Annotated in this window: 30 protein-coding genes; 16 read left to right on the top strand and 14 right to left on the bottom strand. The window is 64.3% G+C overall.

The genetic code is table 11. The annotated features are described in order from the left end of the window. Nucleotides 1-7: 7 nt before the first annotated feature. The 4 genes from AC0L21_RS17900 to AC0L21_RS17885 form a co-directional block, all read right to left on the bottom strand. Nucleotides 8-439, bottom strand: a complete 432-nt coding sequence (locus AC0L21_RS17900) for a tripartite tricarboxylate transporter substrate-binding protein (protein ID WP_473263138.1) — start codon at nt 437-439, stop codon at nt 8-10. After that, nucleotides 423-983, bottom strand: coding sequence for a tripartite tricarboxylate transporter substrate-binding protein (locus tag AC0L21_RS17895; RefSeq protein WP_473263137.1), 561 nt, complete (start codon nt 981-983; stop codon nt 423-425). The genes AC0L21_RS17900 and AC0L21_RS17895 overlap by 17 nt, the downstream gene beginning before the upstream one ends. Nucleotides 984-1,058: 75 nt before the next feature. Beyond that, nucleotides 1,059-1,964 carry a VOC family protein gene (locus AC0L21_RS17890; RefSeq protein WP_473263136.1) on the bottom strand — a complete coding sequence of 302 codons (906 nt, stop codon included), beginning with the start codon at nt 1,962-1,964 and terminating at the stop codon, nt 1,059-1,061. A 16-nt stretch (nt 1,965-1,980) separates the two neighbouring features. Further along, nucleotides 1,981-2,973 carry a zinc-dependent alcohol dehydrogenase family protein gene (locus AC0L21_RS17885; RefSeq protein WP_473263134.1) on the bottom strand — a complete coding sequence of 331 codons (993 nt, stop codon included), beginning with the start codon at nt 2,971-2,973 and terminating at the stop codon, nt 1,981-1,983. A gap of 111 nt (nt 2,974-3,084) precedes the next feature. Between AC0L21_RS17885 and AC0L21_RS17880 the strand changes: the two genes are divergently transcribed. The 6 genes from AC0L21_RS17880 to AC0L21_RS17855 all read left to right on the top strand — a co-directional run bounded on the left by AC0L21_RS17880 (nt 3,085) and on the right by AC0L21_RS17855 (nt 7,665). Next, complete coding sequence (locus AC0L21_RS17880; protein WP_473263133.1) at nt 3,085-3,786, top strand: GntR family transcriptional regulator; 702 nt, start codon at nt 3,085-3,087, stop codon at nt 3,784-3,786. 94 nt (nt 3,787-3,880) lie between these two features. Next, complete coding sequence (locus AC0L21_RS17875) at nt 3,881-4,744, top strand: fumarylacetoacetate hydrolase family protein (RefSeq protein WP_473263132.1); 864 nt, start codon at nt 3,881-3,883, stop codon at nt 4,742-4,744. Nucleotides 4,745-4,753: 9 nt separating this feature from the next. After that, nucleotides 4,754-5,359: an amino acid synthesis family protein gene (locus AC0L21_RS17870; RefSeq protein ID WP_473263131.1), complete on the top strand. Its 606-nt coding sequence runs from the start codon at nt 4,754-4,756 to the stop codon at nt 5,357-5,359. A 141-nt stretch (nt 5,360-5,500) separates the two neighbouring features. After that, entirely contained in the window at nt 5,501-6,655 is a 1,155-nt protein-coding gene (locus AC0L21_RS17865) for a helix-turn-helix transcriptional regulator (RefSeq protein WP_473263130.1), read from the top strand. A gap of 190 nt (nt 6,656-6,845) precedes the next feature. Beyond that, nucleotides 6,846-7,031: a hypothetical protein gene (locus AC0L21_RS17860; RefSeq protein WP_473263129.1), complete on the top strand. Its 186-nt coding sequence runs from the start codon at nt 6,846-6,848 to the stop codon at nt 7,029-7,031. A gap of 436 nt (nt 7,032-7,467) precedes the next feature. Continuing rightward, nucleotides 7,468-7,665: a hypothetical protein gene (locus AC0L21_RS17855; protein ID WP_473263128.1), complete on the top strand. Its 198-nt coding sequence runs from the start codon at nt 7,468-7,470 to the stop codon at nt 7,663-7,665. Nucleotides 7,666-7,861: 196 nt separating this feature from the next. Here AC0L21_RS17855 and AC0L21_RS17850 read toward each other — a convergent pair whose 3' ends face one another. Together AC0L21_RS17850 and AC0L21_RS17845 are read right to left on the bottom strand one after the other, a co-directional pair. After that, a complete protein-coding gene (locus AC0L21_RS17850) occupies nt 7,862-8,623 on the bottom strand; it encodes a hypothetical protein (RefSeq protein ID WP_473263127.1) in 762 nt (253 codons plus the stop codon). 15 nt (nt 8,624-8,638) lie between these two features. Further along, a complete protein-coding gene (locus tag AC0L21_RS17845) occupies nt 8,639-8,827 on the bottom strand; it encodes a hypothetical protein (RefSeq protein ID WP_027516916.1) in 189 nt (62 codons plus the stop codon). 255 nt (nt 8,828-9,082) lie between these two features. Between AC0L21_RS17845 and AC0L21_RS17840 the strand changes: the two genes are divergently transcribed. Next, nucleotides 9,083-10,072 (top strand): DUF2336 domain-containing protein, encoded by a 990-nt coding sequence (locus AC0L21_RS17840; protein WP_473263125.1) that lies wholly within the window; start codon nt 9,083-9,085, stop codon nt 10,070-10,072. Nucleotides 10,073-10,216: 144 nt separating this feature from the next. Here the strand turns inward: AC0L21_RS17840 and AC0L21_RS17835 are convergent, their stop codons facing one another. The 3 genes from AC0L21_RS17835 to AC0L21_RS17825 all read right to left on the bottom strand — a co-directional run bounded on the left by AC0L21_RS17835 (nt 10,217) and on the right by AC0L21_RS17825 (nt 13,265). Then, nucleotides 10,217-10,561, bottom strand: coding sequence for a DUF1491 family protein (locus AC0L21_RS17835; protein WP_473263233.1), 345 nt, complete (start codon nt 10,559-10,561; stop codon nt 10,217-10,219). A 69-nt stretch (nt 10,562-10,630) separates the two neighbouring features. Continuing rightward, nucleotides 10,631-11,341, bottom strand: a complete 711-nt coding sequence (locus AC0L21_RS17830) for a peptidoglycan-binding domain-containing protein (protein ID WP_473263124.1) — start codon at nt 11,339-11,341, stop codon at nt 10,631-10,633. Further along, entirely contained in the window at nt 11,334-13,265 is a 1,932-nt protein-coding gene (locus AC0L21_RS17825) for a PAS domain-containing sensor histidine kinase (RefSeq protein WP_473263123.1), read from the bottom strand. The genes AC0L21_RS17830 and AC0L21_RS17825 overlap by 8 nt, the downstream gene beginning before the upstream one ends. Before the next feature lie 384 nt (nt 13,266-13,649). Between AC0L21_RS17825 and AC0L21_RS17820 the strand changes: the two genes are divergently transcribed. Further along, nucleotides 13,650-14,075 carry a DUF5330 domain-containing protein gene (locus AC0L21_RS17820; RefSeq protein WP_473263122.1) on the top strand — a complete coding sequence of 142 codons (426 nt, stop codon included), beginning with the start codon at nt 13,650-13,652 and terminating at the stop codon, nt 14,073-14,075. Between the two features lie 68 nt (nt 14,076-14,143). Then, a complete protein-coding gene (locus tag AC0L21_RS17815) occupies nt 14,144-14,575 on the top strand; it encodes a SufE family protein (RefSeq protein ID WP_473263120.1) in 432 nt (143 codons plus the stop codon). A gap of 5 nt (nt 14,576-14,580) precedes the next feature. On the opposite strand, the gene AC0L21_RS17810 is transcribed toward AC0L21_RS17815, so the two are convergent. Both AC0L21_RS17810 and AC0L21_RS17805 read right to left on the bottom strand, forming a co-directional pair. After that, nucleotides 14,581-14,997, bottom strand: coding sequence for a Ros/MucR family transcriptional regulator (locus tag AC0L21_RS17810; protein ID WP_018456864.1), 417 nt, complete (start codon nt 14,995-14,997; stop codon nt 14,581-14,583). A gap of 174 nt (nt 14,998-15,171) precedes the next feature. Then, nucleotides 15,172-16,050, bottom strand: coding sequence for a DUF308 domain-containing protein (locus AC0L21_RS17805; RefSeq protein ID WP_473263119.1), 879 nt, complete (start codon nt 16,048-16,050; stop codon nt 15,172-15,174). 313 nt (nt 16,051-16,363) lie between these two features. Here AC0L21_RS17805 and AC0L21_RS17800 point away from each other — a divergent pair, with 313 nt between their 5' ends. Together AC0L21_RS17800 and AC0L21_RS17795 are read left to right on the top strand one after the other, a co-directional pair. Beyond that, nucleotides 16,364-18,013 (top strand): glycosyltransferase family 39 protein, encoded by a 1,650-nt coding sequence (locus tag AC0L21_RS17800; RefSeq protein ID WP_473263118.1) that lies wholly within the window; start codon nt 16,364-16,366, stop codon nt 18,011-18,013. A 180-nt stretch (nt 18,014-18,193) separates the two neighbouring features. Next, nucleotides 18,194-18,973 carry a class II aldolase/adducin family protein gene (locus AC0L21_RS17795; RefSeq protein ID WP_473263117.1) on the top strand — a complete coding sequence of 260 codons (780 nt, stop codon included), beginning with the start codon at nt 18,194-18,196 and terminating at the stop codon, nt 18,971-18,973. A 200-nt stretch (nt 18,974-19,173) separates the two neighbouring features. On the opposite strand, the gene AC0L21_RS17790 is transcribed toward AC0L21_RS17795, so the two are convergent. From AC0L21_RS17790 to AC0L21_RS17780, 3 genes are all read right to left on the bottom strand, one after another. Continuing rightward, on the bottom strand, nt 19,174-20,568 hold the full coding sequence (locus tag AC0L21_RS17790) for a M20/M25/M40 family metallo-hydrolase (RefSeq protein ID WP_473263115.1): 1,395 nt from the start codon (nt 20,566-20,568) through the stop codon (nt 19,174-19,176). Nucleotides 20,569-20,620: 52 nt separating this feature from the next. Next, nucleotides 20,621-21,949 (bottom strand): glycosyltransferase family 87 protein, encoded by a 1,329-nt coding sequence (locus tag AC0L21_RS17785; protein ID WP_473263114.1) that lies wholly within the window; start codon nt 21,947-21,949, stop codon nt 20,621-20,623. A gap of 133 nt (nt 21,950-22,082) precedes the next feature. Then, complete coding sequence (locus AC0L21_RS17780; RefSeq protein WP_473263113.1) at nt 22,083-23,705, bottom strand: helicase HerA-like domain-containing protein; 1,623 nt, start codon at nt 23,703-23,705, stop codon at nt 22,083-22,085. 346 nt (nt 23,706-24,051) lie between these two features. On the opposite strand from AC0L21_RS17780, the gene AC0L21_RS17775 reads away from it, so the two are divergent. From AC0L21_RS17775 to folK, 5 genes are all read left to right on the top strand, one after another. Continuing rightward, entirely contained in the window at nt 24,052-24,417 is a 366-nt protein-coding gene (locus tag AC0L21_RS17775) for a DUF2267 domain-containing protein (RefSeq protein ID WP_473263232.1), read from the top strand. Nucleotides 24,418-24,443: 26 nt separating this feature from the next. Next, nucleotides 24,444-24,851, top strand: coding sequence for a DUF4332 domain-containing protein (locus AC0L21_RS17770; protein ID WP_007608193.1), 408 nt, complete (start codon nt 24,444-24,446; stop codon nt 24,849-24,851). Nucleotides 24,852-25,086: 235 nt separating this feature from the next. Then, nucleotides 25,087-25,947, top strand: coding sequence for a dihydropteroate synthase (folP, locus tag AC0L21_RS17765; protein ID WP_473263112.1), 861 nt, complete (start codon nt 25,087-25,089; stop codon nt 25,945-25,947). After that, nucleotides 25,944-26,312, top strand: a complete 369-nt coding sequence (gene folB, locus AC0L21_RS17760) for a dihydroneopterin aldolase (protein WP_473263110.1) — start codon at nt 25,944-25,946, stop codon at nt 26,310-26,312. The genes folP and folB overlap by 4 nt, the downstream gene beginning before the upstream one ends. Before the next feature lies 1 nt (nt 26,313). Beyond that, complete coding sequence (gene folK / locus AC0L21_RS17755) at nt 26,314-26,805, top strand: 2-amino-4-hydroxy-6-hydroxymethyldihydropteridine diphosphokinase (RefSeq protein WP_473263109.1); 492 nt, start codon at nt 26,314-26,316, stop codon at nt 26,803-26,805. Nucleotides 26,806-26,808: the final 3 nt, after the last annotated feature.

The following is a 26,808-nucleotide window of genomic DNA, read 5'->3' as shown; positions in this document are numbered from 1 at the left end:
GCCTGGATCAGATCTTCGGGATCTTCGCCCGCTCCACCACGCCGGTCCATTTGCTGATCTCGGTCTCGATCAGCGTCTTCATCTCCTCCGGCGAGCTGCCGCGAACCTCGCCGCCGACGGCGGTCTCCAGACGCTGCTTGAGGTCGGGATCCCTGAGTGCGTCGAGCGTCGCCGCGTTGAGTGCGGCCATGATGGCGGGCGGCGTTCCCTTCGGGGCCAGCAGGCCGGCCCAGGTGCGCACGTCATATCCCTTGATCCCAGCTTCCTGAACTGTCGGCACGTCGGGCAACAATGCGGTGCGCGTCGGCGAGGTCACCGCCAGGCCGCGGATCGCACCGGCCTGGATCTGCGAGGCGAGCAGGACCGGCGTGCCGACGATCACCGGAACCTCTCCGCCGAGCAGCGCGGTGATCGATTGAGAATCACCGCGATAGGGCACGTGCACGATCTCCGCCGGCGGCTGCGTTCAAGAGCTCTCCTGCAAGATGATGCGTGCTGCCGAAACCGACCGATCCGAAGGAGAGCGCACCCGGCTTCTGCCTTGCCATGGCGACGAGTTCGCCCAGCGATTTTGCCGGGTAGTCGGTACGCACGGCGATGACGAGGGCGTAATAGACCAGCGTCGAGATCATCTCGAAACTCTCGGCCGGCTGGTAGGCGAGGCTCTTGTAGGTCGCCGCGGAAATGGCGTGAGCGCCGGTGACGAGCCCGATCGTGTAGCCGTCCGGCGCCGCTTTCGCGATCGCATCCGCGGCGATGTTGCCGCCGGCGCCGGGCTTGGCCTCGACGATGATCGGCTGCCCGAGCTTTTTCGAGAGCCCGTCGGCGATGATGCGCGACAGCGTGTCGGCCGCGCCGCCGGCGGCAAATCCATGCAACAGCCGGATCGGGCGCGACGGATAATTGTCCGCAAACGCCGAAGTGGTTGCTAAAAAACCGCCAAACAGAAAAATCGCCGCAGCAAGCCGCTTCATCCTTCGCATGGATGCGTCCTCCCTTTTGATTGTTCTATCGTTGGCCGCAGCGAGGCGGCGTTCTTCAAGTCGAGTTTGAGTCCGCTAGCGCGCGAACTCCGTGCATTCAGGCGATGGCGGCATGCCCCAGACGTCGCGCGGCAGATCGACCCAGACTTTTGGCCGCTGCGGTCGATCGCGATGCCAGGGACGCGGCTCGAAATAACCGAGCGCCTCGTCGGTCATGCGGTCGAGGTCGTGGAACAGCTCGACCAGATGCCCGTCGGGATTGCGGTGATAGATCGCCGTGTTGTGGCCGGGGCCGTGACGTACCGGTCCCCAGAGCACCGGGAGCTTATGTCGGGCGAGATGATCGCACGCCTGCTGCATGTGCGTCGGCCCTCGCAGTTCGAACGCGACATGATGCAGGCCGCGGCCGGGCGCGCGCGCGAAGTTCAGCGTGTGATGCTCATAGCCGCTGCGCATGAAGACGAAGCGGTCCTCGATCCAGTCGGAGACCCGCAGGCCCATCATGTTCGCGTAGAACTCCGAGGCCGCGCGCGGATCGGGCGTGCGAAGGGCGACATGGCCGAGCTTGCTGACGGCAAGCGCTCCGATGCGCTCCTGCGCGGGTGTCGGCGTCCAGCCCTGGATCAGCTCGAAGCGCGTGCCTTCGGGGTCGCTGAACGATAGCCGCCTGGAAACGCCAGGCAGGGGATCGCTCTGAAGTTCAGGCCGCAGATCGGCCTGCTTCAGCGCGGCGCCCAGCGCCTCGATCTGGACATCAGGAGATATCTCGAAGGCGATGCTCGTCAGCGCCGCGTCGCCCGGTTCGATCACCAGCGAAAGCTGCTCGGAATCGTTGGCAAGGAAGATGCGGTTGCCGTCGCGGCCGACGAGGCCAAGACCGATCACGGTGCGGTAGTAGTCGAGCAGCCGCTCGGGATCGGGCGAGGCAAAGCTCGCGTGCCGGAGCCGGGTGAAGCGTGCAATGGGTGCTTGTGTCGTCATCGTCCAATCCACCCCCTCATGGCGTCATGATGATCTTGCCGAGCGCCGAGCCCTGCTCGAGCAGCGTGTGGGCCTGCCTGACCTGGTCGAGCTTCAGGACCGCCGAGATAGCCGGCTTGATCGCATTGCGGCTCAGCGCGTCGATCACGTTGCGCATGAGCGCGCGACGCCCGTCGCGATCGTGGTCGTAGATGTGGAAGGAGAAGCAGCGTATCGCCGGGCAGATGTCGAGATGGTCGCGCATCGCCGCCATCAGGTTTTCTTCCGGCAATCCGGCGAAGGCATTGTACGACAGCAGCGTCCCCCATTTGCCGAGCGCGCCGAGATAGCCGGTGAACTCGGGCCCACAGACGTGATCGAGCACGAGACCAACGCCCTCGCCATTGGTCAGCTCGCGGGTCCGCGACACGACATCCTCGCGGCGATAGAAGATGATTTCATCGGCGCCGTTGCCGCGCGCGAATGCGGCCTTCTCGTCGGTGGAGACCGTGCCGATGACGTTCATCTGCGCGAGCTTGGCGAGCTGTACCAGCGCGGTGCCGACACCACCCGCCGCCCCGATCACCAGCACGCTCGCCGGTGCGCGCGGATGGCGGCACTCGTGCAGCAGCGCGTAGGCCACCTGGTAGTTCGACAGGCACACGGCCGCCTGCAGATCGACATTGTCGGGCAGCACGTGAATGGCGTCCGCGGGCGCGACCACATAGTCGGCGTAGCAGCCGCCGCGCTGCGACAGGTCGCGCGCGCTCAGCAGCACCTTCTGGCCGATCGCAAACCCTTCGACGCCGGACCCAAGCGCTGCAATGCGGCCCGCGACATCGTTGCCGGGATTGGCCGGCAGCGGCGGCATCCATTTGTAGACGCCACGCCGGATCAGCACATCGGGCTGCCCGACGCCGAACGCTTCGGCGCGGATCTGCACCTGGCCGGGTCCGGGTACAGGCACCGGAAGCTCGACCACTTCGAGTGCGTCCGGCCCACCCGGCTGACGCACCAGCACCGCTCTCATGATGTCACACGCCTCCCAAGCCATATTTTCGAAAATAATACTGATTACGAAAATTATTGCAAGATGGTCGTTGGCGCGGCATGTTGAGCCATCGATTCAACGATAGAGACCATGTCCGACAGCGCCATTCGCCCCCGCAAGGAATTCGGCAAGACCATCGCCGCCGACATCACCCATCGGCTGCGCGAGGAGATCATTGCCTGCGGCCTGGCCCCGGGCGAGCCGCTGCGATTCGACGTCCTGCGCGAACGATTCGGCGTAAGTTTCACGACGCTGCGCGAGGCGCTGACGGCGCTTACCGCCGAAGGCCTGGTCGACGCGCAGGAGCAGCGCGGGTTTCGCGTGGCGCCGGTCAGCCGCCAGGATCTGGTGGAGGTCACCGATGCGCGAGTGCTGATCGAGGTGGAATTGATCCGCCGCGCGATCGAGCGGGGCGACGACGATTGGGAAATCGCCGTAATCTCGACACTGCATAGATTAAAGCGGATCGAGCAGCGCGACCCCGAACATCCGCTGCGCGATCCCGAATGGAAGATCGCCCATCGCCAATTCCACCAGGCGCTGGTATCCGCCTGCGGCTCCGCGACACTCCTCGCCATTCGCGCCGAGCTGTTCGATCGCGCCGAGCGCTATCGGCATCTGTCGGCCAATTTCCGGCCGCGTCCGCGCGACAAGGCCGGCGAGCACCAGGCGATCATGCAGGCCGCCATCTCGCGCAATCCCGACCTCGCGGTGCAACTGATCGAGACGCATATCCGCTCGACCGCCGACAACGTGGCAACCTACGCCGCCCATCTGCTCGATATCGAATAGGCGGCAACGGCTTTTTACCGCCGTGGGCTTGCGCGTCGCTCGATTTTCGAAAATAATAGACAAGATCGAAAATACCAACCTTTGAGGCGTGACCATGAAGCTGCTGTCGTTCTTGGACGGAAATCGGGAAAGCTGGGGCGCCGTTGTCGAAAATGGCGTCGTGGATCTCGGTCGCGCCCTGCCCCAGTACCCTGTTCTCGCGGACTTTCTCGGCAGCGACGACTATGCGCGGCGCGAGGCCATCGTCGCTGGGCACAAGGTCACGATGGCGCTCAGTGACGTCAAATATCTTCCGGTGATCCCGCGTCCGGAGAAGATCGTCTGCGCCGTGCGCAATTATCTCGACCACCACAATGAAGCCGTGGCGTTCGGCATGAAGCGCGAGATCACGGAATTTCCGCCGATTTTCCTCCGGGTCTGGCGCTCCCAGGTCGCGCACGACGCGCCGGTGATCCGGCCGAAAGTCTCCGACAATTTCGATTGGGAGGGCGAGCTTGCCGTGGTCATCGGCAAGGGCGGCCGTCACATCAGCCAGGCCGACGCCTGGGATCACGTGGCGGGCTACTCGATCTACAACGACGTCAGCGTGCGTGACTGGCAGCGTCACGCCCAGCAGATCGCCTCCGGCAAGAACTTCGTCGGCACCGGCCCGTTCGGACCGTGGCTGGTGACGCCGGACGAGATCGGCGATCCCACCAAATTGAAGCTCGAAACGCGCGTCAACGGCGCGGTGGTGCAATCCTCCGACACCTCGATGCTGATCTTCTCGATTCCGCGGCTGATCGAGTACAGCTCGACCATCTTCGACCTCGTCCCCGGCGACGTCATCGCCACCGGCACGCCGGCCGGCGTCGGCTTCACCCGCAAGCCGCCGGTCTTCCTCAAGCCCGGCGACGTGGTCGAGGTCGAGATCGAGAACATCGGCGTGCTGCGCAATCCCGTCGTCGACGAAGCATAGAGCCGGCGTATGTCGTCCCAAGACGCGTCCCAAGACATCTCCTACGACATCCGCAAGACCGCGCTCAGCGTCGAGACCATCTGGCACGAGCGCGGGCCCCGCCTGGAGAAGCCGCTGCTGGTCGGAACGGCCATCGCAATCATCCGCAATCCCTTCGCGGGCCGCTTCGAACCTGACCTGATGCCGTTTCAGGCATCCTTGCGCGAACTCGGGCGGGAGCTCGCAACGCGGCTGATCGCACAGCTCGGCGGCGCCGCGCAGATCGAAGCCTATGGCAAGGGCATTATCATCGGCGAGGACGGCGAGCTCGAGCACGGCGCGGTCTGGCACGAGGCCGGCGGCCACGGCATGCGCGAGGTGCTCGGTCAGCCCAAAGCGATCGTCCCGGCGGCGAAGACCATCGGAGGCCCGGGCACGCGCCTGATGGTCCCGCTCGGCCATATCCACGCCGCTTATGTCCGCAGCCATTTCGGCACCGCGGAGATGACGCTGTGGGATTCACCACGGCGCGACGAGATCGCCTTCGGGCTCGTGATGGCGACCGGCGGCCGCCCTCACGCGCGCATCGGCGGCCTCGCGGCATCCGCGATCTCCGTGCGCGACGGACAGCGCTGACGGGCCGGAGCAGCGCACTCAACGCTACCGCATCCTTATTGCAGCGCAAAGTAGCGCTCGTAAATCCATCAAATCATGTGCTATGTATATTACGCCGGTTGCTTGCCTAAAAACTAATCAAAGAAGAATGAAAGAGGCGTCATGATCGGTCTGGAGGGGGTTTCCGCCCAAGCGTTATCCGACACCATCGGCGCCATCTACGACTGCGCCCTCAATCCGCAGCTTTGGGCGGCCACCTGCCGGAAGATCGCCGATCTCTGCGAGAGCACGGCGGGCGGCATCTGCGTTCACGACATGAAGCATGTCCAGAACGACCAGCTGTTCGTATTCGGCTACGAGAAGACGTTTCTGGAAAAGCTCGGCGAGAACTATGCGAAGACGCCGATGGCGGCCGCGGATATCGTCGCCGACATCGGTCATGTCAGCGCGCTCTCGATGAACGATCTCGATGAGCTGCTCGAAAGCCGGTTCTACCGGGATATTCTCCAGCCTCACGGATTGCAGGACATCATCTGGTTTCCAGCTCTGCGGACCGGCGGGCGCATGGCCTCCATGCATGCCTCCCGGACGGCAAAGACGCATCGCTATCAGCAGTTGGACATCAACCTGTTCAAGATGCTGTCCCCCCATGTCTGCCGCGCCCTCACCATCTCCGACGCACTCGACCTCAGGACGTTGCGGTCGGAGATGCTGGAGCGGACATTCGACATGCTTGCCGTCGGTGTCTTCCTGACGGCGCGCGACGGCCGGGTCGTCTACATGAACGAGACTGCCGAGCGGCAGATCAAGACCGGCAACGCCGTTCGTGTTCTCGGCAACCGGATCTTTCCGACCGATGCCGCCGCTCGCGATGCGCTGTCCAAGGCCATCGACGAAGCGTCCCGCGACGATGCGGATTTGAGCGGACACTCGCTCGCGATCCCCGATGTCGACGGCGCCGGCTACATCGCCACCCTGCTTCCTGTCGATCGCGGTCAGCGCAGCGGAATTCTCGCCCCGTTTGCCGCATCGGTAGCCGTCTTCATGAAGGACCCCGCCGAGGTGCCGATGATGCCGGGCGAGGCTTTTGCGAGGCTCTACAAGCTCACCGGCGGCGAGCTTCGCGTGCTGATGACGCTCGCGCAAGGTCTCGGCGCGAAAGAGGCGGCCGACATGCTCGGCATCGGCGAGTCAACGGTGCGCTCTCACCTGCAGCGCATCTTTGCCAAGACGAACACGACGAGGCAAACGGATCTGGTTCGCCTGCTGCAAAGCGCCACGCCGCCACTTCTGCCCGCACAAGGCGCTGTCGGCTAATCCGTCACCTCACATACGCCTAAATCGTCGTCATTTGCCTGCGCCGCCGGCTTGCGCCGCGCTACGCATCCCGGGCGAAATCTCCAGACTCGAAAAAATTCGTCGACGACGGCTGCGTTTCATTGGTTCCGATGATGCGGCGATGCGGGATGACTGATTTTCTCATCGTCACGACATCAGGAGATCAACGATGCGGACGGCAACTGGCGGGCGCTGCCTCGATACGGACGACCATCGGCCCGAACCAAAGCGATGGCGTCTCGCGTCTTACGTCTTTCTGATCGCGCTGATGTTGCTGGCCATGTTCGAGCAGAAGCAAGCCACCGAAGTCTCAATTCTTGCCACCGGCCCACTGCCGGCAATCAACATTCCTTGAGTGAGGCCGCGTTGGCGCACCCTTTGCTTCGATTTGGTTTTTATTTGCATTGGACATTTCATGACTCAAACCGCGAGCGAGCAAGCGTTTTTGCTCATGCTGATTTCAGCCTGCCTAGGCGCGTGTTTCGTTTGGGCGTTCTGCGAAATCGAGGAAGGCCGCCGGCGCCGGCAACGGTACGCCGAGTTCACGCGCGAAGCGCGACGGTCGGTCAGGGCCGGCCATTAGCCCACGCTCCGGAGATCATCATGCGAGCCCTCGCAACCGCCACCATTGCGAGCGCTTTTGCTCGCGCATTCCCCGCGTCTTCGTTGCGGGCACATGTTCTGAAGCAGCTCACTTTGTGCTGCGGAGCCGTCCTGTTCGTATGGCTGCTGTCGCTGACCCACGGGTTGGATCTCAGCGCCGGGCTCTTCTGACCGATCGGAGTTCGACCATGAGCATCATATCAGTTTGGTCCGGAGCGGCCTCTCAGGCTCCCAACCGCCACGTCGAACCGGAATCGCGAGGTATCTTCGCCTTGATCATGTCGGCGCTGCACGCCTCGCGACGGCATCAGGCAGGTCGCGTCCTGCGCCATTACGAGCACTTGCTCACCAACGAACTCAAACATGATGCCGGAGAACGAGAATGATCGTTGCGAATAGGACAACTGAGGCAGGATTGACGGTGCGGTCTCCGCAGCGCAGTGAAATGCGTTGGCTCCTGGCGGTCGCAGCCGCATTCCTCGTCGTCCACATCGTCGCCATGATGATCTGGGGACGCGCGTCGGCGAGCGAGGCCACGGCTCCAGTGCAGCCGACCATATCGCCCTTGTGTGACTAATTGGGTTAGCCCTTCGAGACGACCGCACGGCCGTAGGGCGGCTGGGCCGCAACCGGCGGGTTGGCGGTCTGGGCGGCGAGTTCGCCGATCAGGCGGTCGGCATCGGCGGCCATGCCGTCGGGCGCCTGGATCACCAGCCGCTCCAAACCCCAGCGATAGGACGAGACGCGCTGCTCGAGGCACTGCTGCACCCACTGGATGATCAGCGAATTCTCCTGCATGCGCTCGACCGCGTCCTCCTTCTCCTGCGGCGAGAGGGAGGAGACACGCGCCATGCTGGCATGGCGCTTCTTGTCGAGGTCGATGACGCGAACCGCGGAGGCGAAGAACGGCTCGAAGCGGGTGATGTCGTTGCGCACGTCCTCTATCAGCTGCGCATAGCGCGAGGAGTGCGAACGGTGCGGCTCGTCGATCAGCGTGCGCCCGTACATGGTGCGGTCGAACACGATCTTTTGCCGCCAGGGCGAGGGCAGCGGCTTGTAGTCGCCGAACACGCTCTTCCATGCGGGCCGCGACAGCGGCGGCTCGATCAGCGGATAGGCGAGGTCGCGAAGCTGGCGCTCCTGGTCGGTGAGCTGGAATTGGGATGGCTTCAGGCCGACGCTGGAGGTGACTTCCGCGCCCAGCCAGCGATGCATGTCGTCGCTGCGCATGTCGGCGCGGGTCCGGCCGAAATCGCCGCCGCTACAGGCGGCAAGCGTCGCGCCCAGCAGCGCGAGCATGATGGCCGTTACGACGGACCGGATCTGGCGGAGGTTCTCCGGCATTGCAAAGGCCGAAGGCTAGCGGCGACGACGACGGCGCCCCGGCGCTGTGCCCTGCTCCGGCCCGTGATCGCCGCTGGTTTCGTCGCTCTCGCGCTCGATGCGGATCACGGGAAGGATCAAAATCGTGCCCATGTCCGCGCGCGGAGCCACGTCTCCCGACGCGCTCACCCGGCGACCGGCCGGAAATTCGATGATGGTCCCCATATCAGCTCTCTTCAATTGCCGCGCGACCCGGCGCGCCTCTGCAACATGGGGATCATTAAGATCAGCTCATGGTTAACGGGGTGTAAACGGGCCGGGGGGACCGTAACCGCACGGGCGGGGACCCGCCGTCCCGTTGCGGCACGAGAACGCTTCAAAGCAAGCGTTCGGCTTCACGCCTCGTTTTCCTTAACGAGCCTTTAAAGGAGCTCGCGCTAGGCTGACGGCCAGTATCTCTTCCAGGTCGCGTATCTCTCCATGACCAAGTCGTTGTTTCCAGGATTCGACGGGCTGATGACCCTCTCCCGTCGCGAAGGCGTCGATGTTCGTCCGACGCTGCTGCGCGTGCTGACCGACCTCTATGTCCAGTCGAGCACCCACAGCGACGACGAGCAGCGCCAGTTCGTCGAGCTCGCCACACGACTGATCGACCAGGTCGACGACGCGACGCGCGCGGCCGTCAAGGCGCGGCTTGCGATCTATCCGTCGACGCCCGCCCCGATCATGCAGAAGCTCGGACTGTCGGCCGCGCAGGAGGGCCGCAGGGTTCCGCTCGCGCGCGATATCCCGGCGCCCGCTCCTATCCCCCCTCCGGCCCCCGTGCCGGTTCGCGCCCCAACCGACGCCGAGCTGCGCATGGCCTCGAACATGGCGATGCAGCCAAAGGACGCGGCCGATATCCACGACATGTTCTTCCGCGCCGGCGCCTCCGAGCGCGCGCTGATCCTGCACAATCTGGCGGAGACCCCGCTGAAGGCCGCGCCGCGGATTCCGACCGTGCGCGCCAAGCGCGCGATCCAGATCCTCGAGATGGCGGCGATCGCGGGCGATGTCGAGAATTTCACCTTCGAGCTCGGCGACAGCCTGATCCTGCCCTCGCGCGTCGCAGCCCAGATCGTCGACGATGCAAGCGGCGAAGCGCTCGCGGTCGCCGCGCGCGCGCTCGACATGCCAAGCCCGGTGTTCCAGCGCATCCTGCTGTTCTTCAAGCCGGAGATCGGCAACTCCGTGACCGACGTGTACCGGCTGTCGCGACTTTACGATCGTCTCAGCGACCGCGCGGCGCTGGTGATGCTGGCCGCCTGGCGCGGCTCGACGCTTGCCGTCACCCGTGCAAAGTACCAGCCGTCGCTGCATGACAGCGAGCGCCAGCGCGCGCGTGCAGGCGCAAGCCAGACGCGGCCGGGCGTGCAGCCCGGCTCCGCGCCCGCGGTGCGGACCGGCACCAGCGGATCATCGGATCGCTAGAGGCGAGTGCGACCTGATGCGGTCGCTTGCTCCACAAGCTCGTCATGCCCGGGCTTGTCCCGGGCATCCACGTTCTTCGGTGGCGCAAGCAAGATCGTGGATGGCCGGGACAAGCCCGGCCATGACGACGCAATAGCGTCCTGATCAGGTCTTCGCCAGTTCGAGAAAATGCCGCCCGGCGCGGTCTTCGGTCTCGACGATCCAGATGTCGGAGTCGAAGCGGATCTCTTTCGTCAGGCGCTCCTCCACCGCGGGCTCCGGCATCGGCTGCGGCGCAAACGGCACGAAGAAGCGATCGACCGGCCGGCCGTCATCGTAAGAGGTCTGCGGCGCCGGCACATAAAGCATCGCATTGCCGTCAAGCAGCGAGACCTTCACGAACACCGCACCCGCCTCCTCCGCGCCGCGACGACGCACCGCGCCGTACACGCCCTCGGTCTGGCACCGGCGCAGATAGGCTGAGACCCAGATGTTTGATTTCAAACGCATGCGCGCACGATAAGCCAGCGCGGCAATGAGCACCAGCCTTCGGGCTTCGGTCTCGGCGAAGCGTAACGACTATTCGACCGGGTGGCCGATCGCGGCGCCGAGCTCGCGGAGCAGGCGGTCGGACAGCTGGCCGGTGACCTGCATCTTGTGCTCGCGCTCGAATTTCTGGATCGCGGACTGGGTCTCGGCGCCCATCGCGCCTGTGATCTTCAAATTCCCGTAGCCGTATTCGGACAGCGCGCGCTGCACGCCGGCGATGCGCCGCGCGGCCGAGCCCTGATGCACGGGGATCGGCGCCGGCGGACGCGCGACGGCGGGCGGCGCCGAAATCGTTTGCTTGACCAGATTGGTCATGGGATCGCCCGAGCGCGGCGTCGATGCGGTCGCCTCGACGGGCCTCTCCGGCGGCTTGTCCGCAGGTCTGGGCTCGGCAGATCTGGACTCAGCACGAAACTCCGTCGCTCTCGGCTCGAGCGGCGAGGTATCGGCCCCGACGGGACGCGAACGCGGCAAAGGGTTCGACAGCGCCAGGGACGACGGTGCGGGAAGATTGATCACGGTGCCGAACATCGGCGCCGGATGCCGGCCGGTCTGGAGGAACAGTGCATTGGCAACGATCGCGCCGATGGCGGCAACGGCGACGAGACCGGCCAGGGTATCCTTGGGGCTATGCAGCAGCACGCGCAGCACGAGATTGCGCTCGGTCTCGACATCGATCACCGCAGCCTTGGCGCCACGGCGGCGCGGAGCGGCTTCGTTCTTGGCGGACTTCTTAGGCACTTTTCTTCACCAGAGCGGGTTGGTCCTGAACTTGGTCGTGAGAATGGTCCTGCAGTTGCTGGTCCTGAAGTTCCTGGCGCAGCATCGGCGTCAAGGTCGCGATCTTGCTCTCGCTCGCCTTGCTGTCGGACATCCTGGCCTCAGAAGTTTCGGCATCAAAAGTTTTGGCCTGCGGCGTGTAGACCAGCGGCAGCTTGACGGTGACGGCAGTGCCCTCGCCGAGCCTGCTTTGTACCGTCAATTCGCCGAGATGCAACGCCACGAGGCTCTTCACGATCGAAAGTCCGAGGCCGGTACCTTCGTGACGGCGCTGATAAGTCTTGCCGGCCTGGAAGAACGGCGCGCCGATGCGCTTGAGATCGTCAGGTGCGATACCGATTCCGGTGTCGCTGACGCGTAGCGCAAGCTGCGAGCCCGAGACCGCTGCCGTGACGGTGACCTGACCGCCGCGCTCGGTGAACTTGACCGCGTTGGCGACGAGGTTGAGCACGATCTGCTTGAAGGCACGCGGATCGCCGGTCATGACAGGCAGGTCCTGCGGCGCATCGGTGACGAGATCGACGCCGTTCTCCCGCGCCTTCAGCGCCAGCAGATTGCAGCAATGCATCAATGATGCACGCGGCGCGAACGGTTCCGACGCCATCTCGAAATTACCTGATTCCATCTTGGACATGTCCAGGATGCCGTTGACGACCGAGAGCAGATGTTGGCCGGAATCGTTGATGAGCTGGGCGTATTCCCTCCGCTGGGCCGCGCCCAGCATCAAGGTCTGCTCCTGCGTGATCATCTCGGAGAAGCCTATGATGGCGTTGAGCGGCGTGCGCAGCTCATGGCTCATGGTGGCGAGGAAGCGCGTCTTGGCGGCGTCGGCCGCCTCTGCAGCGCTGCGCGCCTGATCGAACGCCTTCTCGAAGAGCTTGCGGTCGGTGACATCGCGCATCACGGCGACGACATCGGCCTCGCGCGTGGCATCACGGCCCAGATCCTGATCGAGCGGGCGGCAGCGCATCTCGACCCAGATGAAATCAACCTGGCCGCGCTCCGAGCCGGCACGCTCCCGGCGCAACCGGAACTCGACGCTGCGCACGTCGCCGCGCGCGGCATCGGACAGCGCCGTCAGATACGCCGGGCGATCGGCGACATGGACGCGATCGAACAGGCCGTGGCCGAGCAGTTGCGCGACGGGCACGCCGAGCATGGCTTCCACCGCCGGTGAAATGAACTGCACCGCGCCGTTGCGCTGATGCCGCGAGATGACGTCGCTCATGTTCCGCGCCAGGAGGCGGTAACGCTCTTCCTCGCGCGACAGCAGCGCAACGCTGGTGCGCGCGAGCGATTCCGCACCGAAGGCGAGGCCCGCGGCATACAGCGTCGCCGAGGCGACGCCGAACGCCATCAGCACGCCGCGTTCCGCGGCGCTGGTGTCGCCAATCGGCAGCCAGCCGAGCTGGCTGACGAGGATCAGGATGCCGGCGCAGGACAGCGCCAGCAGCGAGGCAAAGGCCGCGACTCGTCGGGAGGCCGACAACGCGGCTTCGAGGGGAACCACGACCAGCCAGATCGCGGCGAAGGATTCGATGCCGCCGGTCGTCACCGCAACCGCCATGATCAGGCCCGTGAGCGCGAGCGACGACAGCACATGCGCGCCTTCATAACGGCCGGTGCGCGACAGGAACCAGGACAACAGGATCGGCGCGATCAGCCAGGCGAAGGCAGCGACCTCGATCGCGCTCGGCGCGCCGCGCATGGCGAGATAGACCGGGAATGCGGCGAAGGCGGCCAGGCTGCCGAGCAGCCGCGGGGCCATGAAGGCACGATGGCGCGCTCGCGTCAGCGCGTCGTAACGCGCGGAGGGATGCAGCAGCGCATCGAGACAATCGCGGATGATACTCAAAACTGTCACGGGTCTCGCGCTTCGGCTCATTCGTCGGGAAGACGCGCCGGAACGCCTCCTTATCGTTGAGCCACCGTGTCAGAGCGACCTTAAACGAACACTAAGGCAGCGCGGCGCGCCGCCGGACACCGCGTCATCGCAGGGCTTTTTAGACGATTTGACGAGGTCATCGGCGGGGATGGTGAACACAGGGTTTCACCGTGATCCGCATGGTTTCGAAATGATGGACGGGCGTGGCGGCAGAATCACGGGCGTGGTCGTCAATCGAAAATTTACGACACGGTCGATTGCAAAGATTCTTGAGTCAATTTTCTGCGAATTAAGCGGAAGGCAATCACTTGCGATCTATCGAGAGTTGCTAGGTCCGACATCCGCGGAGATCGCCGCGGCGGGCTCTAACATACAGGTCGCAAGATGCGCTTTCTGCTTCGCATCACATTCTGGCTCGGGCTGGTGCTGGTGCTCCTGCCGCGGGACAAGACGCCCGAATCGGACAAGCTGCCGCAGATCGGCGCTGCCGACGCGGTGCAGGCTGCGACCGCGGCCGTCTCCGACATGACCCAGTTCTGCAAGCGCCAGCCGGCAGCCTGCGAGGTCGGCGGACAGGCCGCGACCATCATCGGCCAGCGCGCGCAGGACGGTGCGAAGAAGATCTACCAGATCATCAACGACAAAAAAGAGCAGCTCGAGAAGATCGACAAGAAGGCGCCCGACCACACCGGCTCGATCGCGCTGGCCGGCGAAGGCGATACCGCAACCAGCGAGGCGCCGCGCGACACCCTGTCCCAGGACGACCTTGCGCTGGAATGGCGCGGCCCGGCGCCCGCGACGGCGAATTAGCGCCCAAACCCTATCGATTTCGGCGCTTTGCGTCCCTATATTGGCCTGAACGGGAACTTTGGGCCAGCATGACGACGATCGACGAAATCAGGGATAATTTCGAGATTCTGGATGAGTGGGACGACCGCTATCGGTATGTCATCGAGCTCGGCCGCACCCTGGAACCGATGTCCGAGGCGGAGCATTCGGCCGAGAACAAGGTGAATGGCTGTGTCAGCCAGGTCTGGCTTCAGAAGCTGATCGATCATCGCGATGGCGGCCCGCCGGTCCTGAGATATCGCGGCGACAGTGACGCCCACATCGTGCGCGGGCTGGTCGCGATCGTGCTGTCGCTTTACTCCGGCCGCACGCCGCAGGAGATTCTTGCGACCGACGCCATTGCCGTATTCGACGAGTTCGGCTTTCGCGATCATCTGACGCCGCAGCGTTCCAACGGCCTGCGCTCGATGGTCGAGCGCATCAAGACGGACGCGAAAGAGGCGCTCGCGGAAGCGTCGTAGAAATTCTACTTCCGCTTCCGCTGCTGCTGTCCCAGTCCCATCTGCTTCGCAAGCTGTGAGCGGGCCACCGCATAGTTTGGCGCGACCATGGGATAATCGGCCGGCAGGCCCCATTTCTCGCGATATTGCTCCGGGGTCATGTTGTACTGGGTACGCAGATGGCGCTTCAGCGACTTGAAGCGCTTGCCGTCTTCCAGACAGACCAGATAATCGGGCGCGATCGACTTCTTCAGCGAGACCGCCGGCTTCGCCGGCTCGAGCGGCGCCGTCTCGGTGCGGCCTGACGAAACGCGCACCAGCGCGCCATGCACCTGGCTGATCAGGTTCGGAATCTCAGCCGCAGGTGTCGGATTGTTGCTGAGATAGGCCGACACGATGCCCGCCGTCAGCTCAACGAAATTCTTGGCCCCGGCATCCGACATCGGCCCCGCCTTTCTCCACTTTGCGTCTCACGGGAGAGACGACGTCAGAGTATTCCGTGTCAACAATACGTACGGCTGAAATCGAACGACTAACGATTATGGGCTGATTTACCGACGACGCAACAAGAACGCCAGCGCTTTACTTGGCTGCGCCAGATTTGCCTGCACCAGCTCTCAAGCGCCACGCTGGTCAAGGTGGGAGCGCAGTTCGTCGATTGAGGCAAAGCGCATCATCCCCTCCGGCATCTGGGCTTCGATCGAGCCGTCGGAATAGAGCGAATAAGCCATGCCGTCGACGATGCCGGACTTGAGCACGGTCACGGGCGCCTGTTCGGCCGCGGCCGCCGGCTCGGGTGCGGGCGGCGGAGCAGTCTCAGCGAAGGTCGACGGCGAGCGCGGCGGCGGGCGCCGCGCGGCGGGCGGCGGCTCCGGAGGCCTCACACGGTCCGGCTTCGGCCAGGCGTCGTCAAAGCTCGCAGGCGGACTCTCCGGCGCGGCAGGCTCTGCTGGCGGCTCGGCATGCGGCAGCGGCGGCAAGCCCTCGCCGGTCTTCGCCTCCGCGCGCTCGCGCTCCTTGCGGGAGGTCGAGGCGAACATCAGGTTGCGCCGGCGCGGCGGTTCCGGAACTTCAGGCGGGCTCGGAGCCTCCGGCGCTGGCGGAGGCTCGACGCGCGGACGCTCGCGCGCGGCTGCCTCGTTCTGCCACGGCGGCGGTCCTGCGGGCGGCAATGGCGGCGCCGGCTCGATCTTCTCTGCGCCCGCCGGCTCAGCAGGCACGGGGCCAGGCGTTCCAGCCATGCCGAGACCCGGCAGACCGGGCCTGACCCGAACGTCGGACGGTGCGATGGATCCAGCCAACCGGCGGGCCATGCCCTTCAATTCCGCGACCACGACGTAGAGGCCGGCCAGTAACATTCCGGAGCAGACGCCGATGGTGCCGGAGATTATGAGGGTACTGCCGAGACTGAATTCCCTGACGGTGAAGCCGAACAGGATCGCAAGGAGGCCCGCCAAAACGGCGAAAATCCCCGCGATCAACAATGCCAACGCCATCGAACTCACCCCCGGCCGCGCAGCCATACGCGACCCTCGTCACGCCACGATACCGTCATCCGGTGTTCCACGCCAACGTCGAATTATAGCCTGCGTTCCTAAAGGAAAGGAAATCAGAGACTTATTCACATTCCCTTCAGCTACGGCTCACTACTTTTAAGCTGCTCTCGCGTTGGTCGGATTTGCTGCGTTGCATCAGGAATTTAGCCATAATGCCCAATTACTTGGTAATGGAACTGCGCTATAGGGATTCCGGGGAGCAGGCCCGCGCGCACCAGCAGGGCCAAGAGGGGATTCCGGGTCACCAATAGCCATGACATCCATCACGACTTCGACGATCGACACGCCTCTGCGGCGCTCGGTTGAACGGACTTGCGACGATCTCGCCATGCTGGTGCTGGCCGCGGTCGCCGTCATTGCAGGCTTGACCTTCCGCGACTATGGGCTCGGCTGGGACGACTATACCCACGCCGAATACGCCGACCTGCTGCTGCGCATGTTCGGTTCCGGTTTCAAGGACAGCGCGGCACTCTCCTTCGCCAACCTCTACATGTATGGCGGCGGCTTCGACATGGTCGCGGCCCTCCTGCACAAGGTGATTCCGCTAGAGCTGTTCGAGACGCGTCGTCTGGTCGGCGCCGTCGTCGGCGTGATCGGACTTGCGGTGACGTGGCGGCTCGGCCGCCGTGTCGGTGGTCCCCTTGCGGGACTTGCCTCACTCTTGCTGCTCGCGCTCTGCCCGATCTTCTACGGCCACATGTTCATGAACCCGAAGGATGCGCCCTTCGCGGTGGCCATGATCATCCTGATGCTGGGCCTCGTCCGCCTTGCCGAGGAATATCCGCAGCCGTCGCCGCGCACGATCCTGATCGTCGGCCTTGGTGCCGGCCTCTCGCTCGGCACCCGCATCCTCGGCGGCCTTGCGCTGGTCTATGCCGTGATCGGCTTCATGCCGCTGTTCCTGGAGGAACTGCGCACCGAGGGCCTGCGTGAATCGGTCCGACGCTTCGCTCATGTCGTCTACGTGCTGCTGCCCGGCCTCGTGCTCGGCTACCTCGTGATGGGGCTGATCTGGCCGTGGTCAATCATGGAGCCCGGCAATCCCTTCGAGGCGCTGACCTACTTCTCGCACTTCTTCGAGAAGCCCTGGAAGGAGATGTTCGACGGCGCGATCGTATCCGTGCCCGACATGCCCTGGTCCTATTTGCCGACGCTGTTCGCACTTCAGTTGCCCGAGGTGATGCTGGTGCTGATGTTGGGCGCCGTGATCGGCACCTTCGCTATGCTGCCGCGTAGCAAGGTTCCCGCCCGCCGCAAGACCATCATGCTGATGCTCACGCTCGCCGCGACGCTGCCGCTGGCGATCGCGATGGTGAAGCGGCCGGCGCTGTACAACGGCATCCGCCATTTCGTCTTCGTGATCCCGCCGATGGCGGTGCTCGGCGGCGTCGCCTTTGGCTGGGCGATGGAGCGCCTGCGCGCCAATCACCGCACCTGGCAGCCGGTCGTGCTCGCCACCTTCTGCTTTGGCTTGGCGCTTTCGCTCGCCGAGATGATCCGGCTGCATCCCTATCAATACACCCACTTCAACCACATCGCCGGCACCGTGCGCGGCGCCGACGACCGCTTCATGCTGGATTATTGGGGCCTCGCCCTGAAGCAGGCCTCCGACGAATTGCGCGAGCAGCTGATCGAACGCCAGGAAGTGCCGCCGCGTAACCGCAAATGGAAAGTCGCCGTGTGCGGTCCCCAGCGCCCCGCCCAGGTCGCGCTCGGCCCCGATTTCACCATCGGCTGGGATTCCAATGCCGCCGATTTCGCCATGACGCTCGGTGAGTTCTACTGCAAGGGCCTCACCGCGCCCGTGCTGGTCGAGATCAAGCGCGACGACGTGGTGTTCGCCCGCGTCTACGACATCCGCGGCAGCAGCATTTCCAGCCTGCTCTCGATCCCGGCGCCGTAATAAATTCCTCCGGACCGTGGCCCGGATGAGCGCCAGCGACATCCGGGGCCTATCAGGCAGCCCCGCATGTCGCTTCGCTCATGCGGGCTACGCTGGACTGCCGCGCTTTGTGTGCCTTGCTGGCAGCTCGCGGCAAGACTACGCTCCCTCCCGCAACAACGATGTTCGGAGAGATCAGCCATGTCGCCAGCGGAAGCGCGCCTGAAGGAAGTGCCGTCGAACATGACGGAGGCCGAGTGGCAGCAACGGGTCAATCTCGCCGCCTGCTATCGCCTCGTCTCGCTCTACGGCTGGGACGATTTGGTCGACACCCACATCTCCGCGCGCGTGCCCGGCCCCGACCATCATTTCCTCATCAACCCCTACGGACTGATGTTCGACGAGATCACGGCGTCGAGCCTGGTCAAGGTCGATCTGCACGGCAACCAGCTCTCCGAGAGCGAGTACAGCATCAACCCCGCCGGCTTCACCATCCATTCGGCGATCCACGAGGTGCGCGAGGACGCCATCTGCGTGCTGCATCTCCACACCCTCGACGGCACCGCGGTCTCGAGCAGCGCCGAAGGCCTGCTGCCGCTGAACCAGACCGCCCAGCTCGTCACCCACGACCTCGCCTATCACGACTACGAAGGCATCGCCCTCGACCATGACGAGCGGCCGCGGTTGCAGAAGGACCTCGGCGACCACAACCACATGCTGCTGCGCAACCACGGCACGATGACGGTCGGCCGTTCGGTGGCCTCGGCCTTCGAGCGCATGTATCACCTCGAGCGGGCCTGCTCGATGCAGGTACGTACGCGCGCGCTGGGCACGCCGGTCTATCCGGTCGACGATGTCGCGATCGACAAGAACACCGAGCTGCTCGCCAACCGCGACCGCGCCGAGCTGCGCGCGACCAAGCTGGTATGGCCGCCGCTGCTTCGCAAGCTGGACCGCGAGCTTCCGGGCTACCGGTCTTGAGATTTTCGGGATTTGGTGTAGGGTAGCGCTCAACGAACCTCTACGCCTTTTGGAATGAAACGCCGCCCAATTCCGGGCGGCGTTTTTATTTGGCCCCGCCATTGCGAGGAGCGAAGCGACGAAGCAATCCAGGCTGTCTCCGCGGAGAGATTTCTGGATTGCTTCACTACGCTCGCAATGACGAGGATAGAGAGCTGCGCCTACTTCACCTCCGCCAGCGCCGCGAGGATGCGCGCCCAGGAACGGATGCCTTTCTGGAAGCTGCGGAGGTCGTACTTCTCGTTCGGCGAGTGAATGTTGTCGTCGTCGAGGCCGAAACCGACGAGCAGCGAGTCGAGCCCCAGCGCGCGCTTGAAGTCGGCGACGATCGGGATCGAGGCGCCCGATCCCATCAGCACGGTCTCCTTGCCCCATTCCTCGGTCAGCGCGGTCTTGGCCGCGGCGAGCGGCTTCATGTTCCAGTCGAGCGCAATCGCGGGCCCGGCAGAATGGTCGCCGAACTCGACCTTGCAGTCTCCCGGAATGCGCGCCGTCACGTACTCGCGGAAAGCCTTGCGGATCTTTTGCGGATCCTGGCCTTCGACCAATCGGAACGAGACCTTGGCCGACGCGTGCGACGGGATCACCGTCTTCGAGCCCTCACCGATGTAACCGCCCCAGATGCCGTTGACGTCGCAGGTCGGACGCGTGGAAGCCTGCTCGACCAGGAGCCTGCCCTTCTCGCCTGCCGGTGTCGATAGCCCAACGGGTTTGAGGAACGTGTCTGGTGTGAAGTCGAGCTTCTTCCACTGCGCGAGAATATCCGGCGGGGTGTCCTTCACCCCGTCATAGAAGCCGGGAATGGTGATATGGTTGTCATCGTCGAACAGCCCGCCGAGAATTTTGGTCAGCACCCGGATCGGGTTCATCGCGCTGCCGCCGAACACGCCGGAATGCAGGTCGCGATTGGCGGCGGTGATCTTGAGCTCCTCATAGAGCAGACCGCGCAGCGAGGTCGTGATCGCCGGCGTGTCGCGGTCCCACATGCCGGTGTCGCAGACCAGCACGTAGTCCGCCTTAAACTCGTCCTTGTTGGCTTCGATGAAGGGCACGAAGTTCTTCGAGCCGACTTCTTCCTCGCCTTCGATCAGGAACGTGACGTCGATCGGCAGCGACCCCGTCACCTTCTTCCAGGCGCGGCAGGCCTCGACGAAGGTCATGACCTGGCCCTTGTCGTCCTCGGCGCCGCGCGCCACGATGATCTTGCGGCCGTCGGCATGGTCGGTCACAACAGGCTCGAATGGCGGACGGTGCCAGAGCTCGAGCGGATCGACCGGCTGCACGTCATAGTGGCCGTAGAACAGAACATGCGGCCGGCCGCCTGCGACGCTCTTGCCGACGACCGCGGGATGGCCGGCGGTCGGCCTCACTTCAGTCGCAACGCCGAGGCTCGCGATGTCCCTGGCAAGATGCTCGGCCGCCGCCTTGCAATCGGCCGCGAAGGCCGGATCGGCGGAGATCGACTTGATCCGCAACAGCGAGAACAGGCGCTCCAGGCTGTTGTCGAACTCCTTGTCGATGTGGTCGAGCACCGATTGAAGCTGCGCATTTGGCATTGGTCGTATTCCCTGCGTTCGAATCCCAAGACGTCGGGACTCAAGAAGTCTCTCAAGAACTATCGGCTTTTAGCGCTGCCGCGGCGTTGGGGCCAGCCGCAACCGGCGGATGCCGGATGTGCCATGCGAGACTAGCTGCGAGAATCGCGGTGGCGACGAGGTTATTGCCCCAGGCCTGGAAGACATTGGGAAACCACGGCAGCGCCAGCAGCATGAGGATGCCGGCGGCGCCAAGGGCGAGCCAGGTTCCCAGCCGCACGTTCGCCCGCTCGTCGAAGGCGGCACGATGCATCAGCACCGTCATCGGGAAGAACAGCCACATGAAATAGTATTGCCGCGCCAGCGGCGATGCCACCGTCATCAGGCAGAACAGAATGCCGAGCTCCTCGGCGTCCGAGCGCGCCGTACGCCGCGCTTGCCCTGGCATGACCGCGACGAAGCCGAGTCCGAGCAACGCCGACAGCGCCAGCACGATCCAGTTCGCCGTCCTGTAATCAACGTCGATGACATTCATCGTGCGCGGCCGCTTGTTGGGATCCTCCTGATTGTAGTTGATGGGCCGGACCAGCCGGTGCGTGACAGCAATCAGTGACTGGTTCACCCACGACCAGTTCTGCTCGTCGCGCTGGCCAAATCCTTTTTCCGAACTCGACCCGACCATGCCCTGATACCAGGTCTTGACCTCGGCGGCGTTGCGCTCGAAGCCGCGAATGGGGCCCGGCACGATATAGAGAAGTATGCCGGTGAGGGCGACTGTCGCGACGGCGGCTCCCCAGTTTCGCCGCCAGACCAGATAGGGCAGCACCGCAATGGGAAACACCTTGATGGCGGTGGCGAGCGCGAACATGAAGCCTGCGAGCCAGGAGCGCTGATGCTGCAAGCTCCAGAAGCCGTAGAGCATCATCGCTAGCAGGACGAGGTTCGGCTGGCCGAGATCGAACATGTCGAACACGAAAGTCACGGTGACGAGAGCGGGCAGCGCCTCCAGCCAGGGGCCGGGCCTGCGGCCCGAACCGGTCATGGCATTGGAGAACATCCCGGTGTACCACCACGCCACAATATTCAGGATCGACAGCACGGTGTAGAGCGCGATCTTGCCGAACCAGCTCGGGATCGCCAGCAGGATTGCCGGCAGCGGTGGGTAGATGAACTCGAAGTACGCATGGATGTCGCCGGGATAGAGCGGCGCACCCTTCAGGACCTGCTGCCCGGCCCAGTACCACAGGCCGTAGTCCTTGGTTTTGCCGTGCCCGAAGATCTCGGGACCAAGGACGTCGGCAGCCAGGATGAAGCAGCAGAGCAGGAAGAGCAGGTCGAGCGGCGCACGCAGCGACAGGGTTCGGAATGCGCCGGGTCGAACGAAAGATTCAGGTGAGGTCACAGTGAGGTCCAGTCAGGGGCCATAGCACCTAGCAGACCGACGGACGCTTGGAGAGTCCTGATCACCCGAATTTGTACCCGCCGCGCACAAGCGGCGGGTTTGCGCAGGAATTGCCTCAAACGAGGCTTTCTGCCTACCTGCGCAGCAAGCCGCCGAGCGCGCCGCGGACCAGCGTGCGGCCGATCGAGCCGCCAAGCTGGCCGGCGACCGACTTGCCGATATTGGCGGCCATCCCCCCGATCACCTGATTGGTGACCGATCGAGTCATGTCGCGCGCGATGACCTGGCCCGTCGACAGGCGGCCGCGCTTGACGTTGGTGCCAAAGATGGTGCCGACGATCGAGCCGATCTGGCCGAGGATGCCGCCGCCTCCGCCGCCCGCCGAAGCATCCGCAGTCGCAGCCGTGCCGGCAATGCGCTTCTGGATCATCTCGTAGGCGGACTCTGCATCGACGGCAGTGTCGTATTTGCCCTTCACCGGGCTTGCATCCATGATCACCTTGCGCTCTTCCGGCGTGATCGGTCCGATCCGCGCCGATGGCGGCCGGATCATCACGCGTTCGACCATCGCCGGCGTGCCGTTGCCTTCGAGAAACGAGACCAGCGCCTCGCCCTTGCCGAGCTCCATGATCACCTTGGCAGTGTCGAGCTTCGGGTTGGGCCGGAAGGTCTGGGCCGCTGCGGCGACCGCCTTCTGGTCGCGCGGGGTGAAGGCGCGCAATGCGTGCTGCACCCGGTTGCCCAATTGTCCGAGCACGCGGTCGGGCACGTCGACCGGGTTTTGCGTCACGAAATAGACGCCGACGCCTTTGGAGCGGATCAGGCGCACCACCTGCTCGATCTTGTCCATCAGCGCCTTGGGCGCGTCGTTGAACAACAGATGCGCCTCGTCGAAGAAGAAGACCAGCTTCGGCTTGGGCAAGTCACCAGCCTCGGGCAGCTCCTCGAACAGTTCCGACAACATCCACAGCAGGAATGTCGCGTAAAGCCGTGGGCTCTGCAGCAACTTGTCGGCGACGAGGATGTTGACCATGCCGCGGCCGTCGCGGTCGGTCTTCATGAAGTCTTTCAGCGTCAGCGCCGGCTCGCCGAAGAATTTGGTGGCGCCCTGGTTCTCCAGCACCAGAAGCTGGCGCTGGATGGTGCCGACCGTGGCCTTGGTAACGTTGCCAAAACCCTGCGCCGCCTTCTTGATCTCGGCAAGCGGGCTCTCCTCGGCATCCGCCCCCTTCTTGCCGGCATCGGGCACGATGGCATCGAGCAGCGCGCGCAGATCCTTCATGTCGATCAGCGTCAGCCCGTTGTCGTCGGCGACGCGGAAGGCGACGTTGAGCACGCCTTCCTGCACGTCGTTCAGGTCGAGCATACGTGCGAGCAGCAGCGGGCCCATTTCAGTGACGGTCGCCCGCACCGGGTGGCCCTGCTCGCCGAACACGTCCCAGAACACCGTCGAGAACTGGTCGGGCTCGAACGTCAGTCCCATCTCGGTGGCGCGCTTGACGATGAAATCTTTGGCTTCGCCGACCTCGGAGATGCCGGATAGGTCGCCCTTGATGTCGGCCGCGAAGACCGGAACACCGGCGCGCGCAAATCCTTCCGCCATGACTTGCAGCGAGACCGTCTTGCCGGTTCCGGTTGCACCCGTGACGAGGCCGTGGCGATTGGCGAACGCCAGCGTCAGCCATGCCTGCTCGTTTCCTTTACCGACGAAGATCTTGTCGTCGGTATCACCGAGCTTGCTGTCCTGTGCGGTCATTATTCCCTGATCTCTCTGCCCTGTTTCGCATATCGAAACTCGAATGCACCAGTTCCGTAGTTTAACGCATATCGCGCGCTGATTGAAACCATTCAACGCGCTCCGGGCATGCAACATCGTCGGAAACATGCGGGTGACATCGGCCGAAAGTAGGAACGACGCATTCGCATCGCGGCATTTTTTTGCCGATTTCATCTCCGCTCTTGCATCGCTGCAACACTTCTCGCGCGTTCGAGACTGAATCGGAACGTTGATGGCGTTCATCGCTTGTATTTCACATCACACCGGCTCAAGATCATTTTCGAAAGCAATACTCCGGCATGTGAACCGGCTGAGGGGCGGCCATATGGACGAGCTAATCGGGCGGCTGGCGACAAACGCCAGCATAGATAGTGCTGTCGCCGAAAAGACGGTCGGCATTATCCTGGGCTTCCTCCGCAACGAGGGTCCTTCCGACAGCGTCCAGGTCCTGATCGACCAGATTCCGGGTGCAGAAGCGGCAATCGAGGCGTCCGGCAGCGGCGGAGGACTGTCGCGGCTGATGGGCGGCGGCCTGATGGCGGTGGGCACGCGCCTCATGAGCCTGGGACTTGGCATGTCCGAGATTCAGAACATCGCCCGTGAACTTTTTCGCTTCGGCCGAGACAAAATCGGAGCGGATCAGATGGGCAAGATCATCGCGGGGACCCCGGGCCTCAGCCAGTTCGCCTGACGCCTGCGCATTTCACATCGAGTATCATGACATATCCGATCTCCGAGATTGAGGGCCTGTCGGCCTTTGCCGCCAACAAGTTGAAGGCGCAGGGTATCCGCACCACCGACGCGCTGCTCGAGGCGGCTTCGACCGTGAAGGGCCGCAAGGCTCTCTCCGCCAAGACCGGCATCAGCGAGCAGTTGCTGCTGGAATGGGCCAACGTCTCCGACTACATGCGCATCCCCGGCATGGGCCGGGCCAAGGTCGGCCTGGTCCGCGCGGCCGGCGTCACCACCGTGCGCGAGCTCGCCTACAGAAATCCGGCAAGGCTCGCCCAGAGCATGCGGGACGCCAACGAGAAGAAAAAGCTGCTCCGCATCCTGCCCTCGGAGAAGTCGGTGGGCGACATCATCGCCAAGGCGAAGAAGCTCCCGCCGAAGATTTCGTATTGATCCAGGGACAAGGCTGGGCAGATAGAGCACCGCTCCTTCCCGGTCGTCATTGCGAGCGTAGCGGAGCAATCCAGAGTCTCTCCGCAGCGGCAGCCTGGATTGCTTCGCTACGCTCGCGATGACGGAGCGTGGGCAAGAGCATCGCGCCCTCACGGGCCCCGGAGCGTATTGGGCAACTGGATCGCCCCCCAATCCCGCCTTGAATCCCCCCTCCCCGACCGCTAAAGCGGGCCGCATGAATGCCTCGCCCTCCCTATCCGTCCCGGCGGCCGGTTCAGTCGGGCTTGACGTGCTGCGGACGCTGCTGGAGCGGCCGATCCCGGCGGTGATGGGCGTGCTCAACGTCACCCCGGATTCATTCTCCGACGGCGGCGACTTCATCGCGCCCGAGCAGGCGCTCGCGCGGGCACGGGCGATGATCGAGGCCGGGGTCGACATCATCGACATCGGTGCCGAGTCCACCCGGCCCTACAAGGGCGCCCGGCCGGTCACGGCGGAAGATGAGCTGGCGCGGCTGCGGCCGGTGCTACCGGGCATCGTGGCGCTCGGCGTCCCGGTCTCGATCGACAGCATGAAGGCGGAGGTGGTGGCCTTCGCGCTCGACCAGGGCGTTGCCATCGCCAACGACGTCTGGGGCCTGCAACGGGACGCCGACATGGCGCCGCTGGTCGCCGCGAGAGGCGTCCCCGTCATCGTCATGCACAACCGCGACAGCGTCGATCCCGCGATCGATATCATCGTGGACATGAAAGCGTTTTTCCTGCGCTCGCTGGACATCGCAGCGAAAGCCGGCATCGCCCGCGACAAGATCGTGCTCGATCCCGGCATCGGCTTCGGCAAGACGGCCGAACAGAGCATGATCGCGCTGGCGCGCCTGGGCGAGCTGGAGGTGTTCGGCCTGCCGATCCTGGTTGGTGCCTCGCGAAAACGCTTCATCGCCTCGGTGTCGCCGTCGGAGCCGACAGAGCGGCTCGCCGGGTCGATCGCCGCGCATCTGATCGCCGCACAGCGCGGCGCGAAAATCATCCGGACCCACGACGTCGCCGAGACCTTGCAGGCCCTGCGAGTGGCGCACGCAATCGAGAGCAAGCCATGACCGATACGATCTTCGTGAGCGGCCTGTCGATCCATGCCCGCCACGGCGTGATGGAGCACGAGACCGAGGTCGGCCAACGTTTTGTCATCGACCTCGAGCTTTATACCGACCTGTCGGAGCCTTCGCGGTCCGACCGCCTCTCCGACACCGTGTCCTACGCCGACGTCGTGGCGACCACCACCGCGGCCTTCAAGAACACCAATTACAAGCTGCTGGAGCGCGCGGCCGGCGCGGTCGCCGACGCAATCCTGTCGCACTTTCCGCGCATCCGTGCGGTCAAGATCACCGTGCACAAGCCGCATGCGCCGATCGCCGCGATCTTCGACGACGTCGGAATCATGCTGACGCGCTCGCGGCACCCCTGACATGGCGAGCGTCCTGATTGCGGTCGGCGGCAATGTCGGCGATGTCCGCGCGACCTTCCAGAAGGCGATCGCCCATATCTGCGGCATGGCGCAGGCTGCGTTGATCGCGCGCTCGTCGGACTATGCGACGCCGCCCTGGGGCGACGAGGACCAGGCTCCCTTCATCAACGCCTGCATCGAGATCGAGACCAGCCTCGATCCGCATGCGCTGCTCTTCGTGATGCAGAAGGTCGAGCAGAAATTCGGTCGCACGCGCGATAAAGAGCGGCGCTGGGGCCCGCGCACGCTCGATCTCGACATGATCGCCTATGACGACGTGTCGATGCAGAAACCCGACCTGACCCTGCCGCATCCGCGCCTGTTCGAGCGCGCCTTTGTGCTGGTGCCGCTGGCCGAGATCGCGCCCGAGCGCGTGATCGCAGGCGTTCGCGTCCGTGACGGTCTCGCCAGCGTCTCGACACAAGGCATTGAGCGGCTTCCGGATACCGGTTAACCA

It is taken from the genome of Bradyrhizobium sp. WSM4873 (assembly GCF_055811355.1).
Note: the sequence above shows the minus strand (reverse complement) of the source record. Positions and strands in the feature narration are given on the sequence as shown.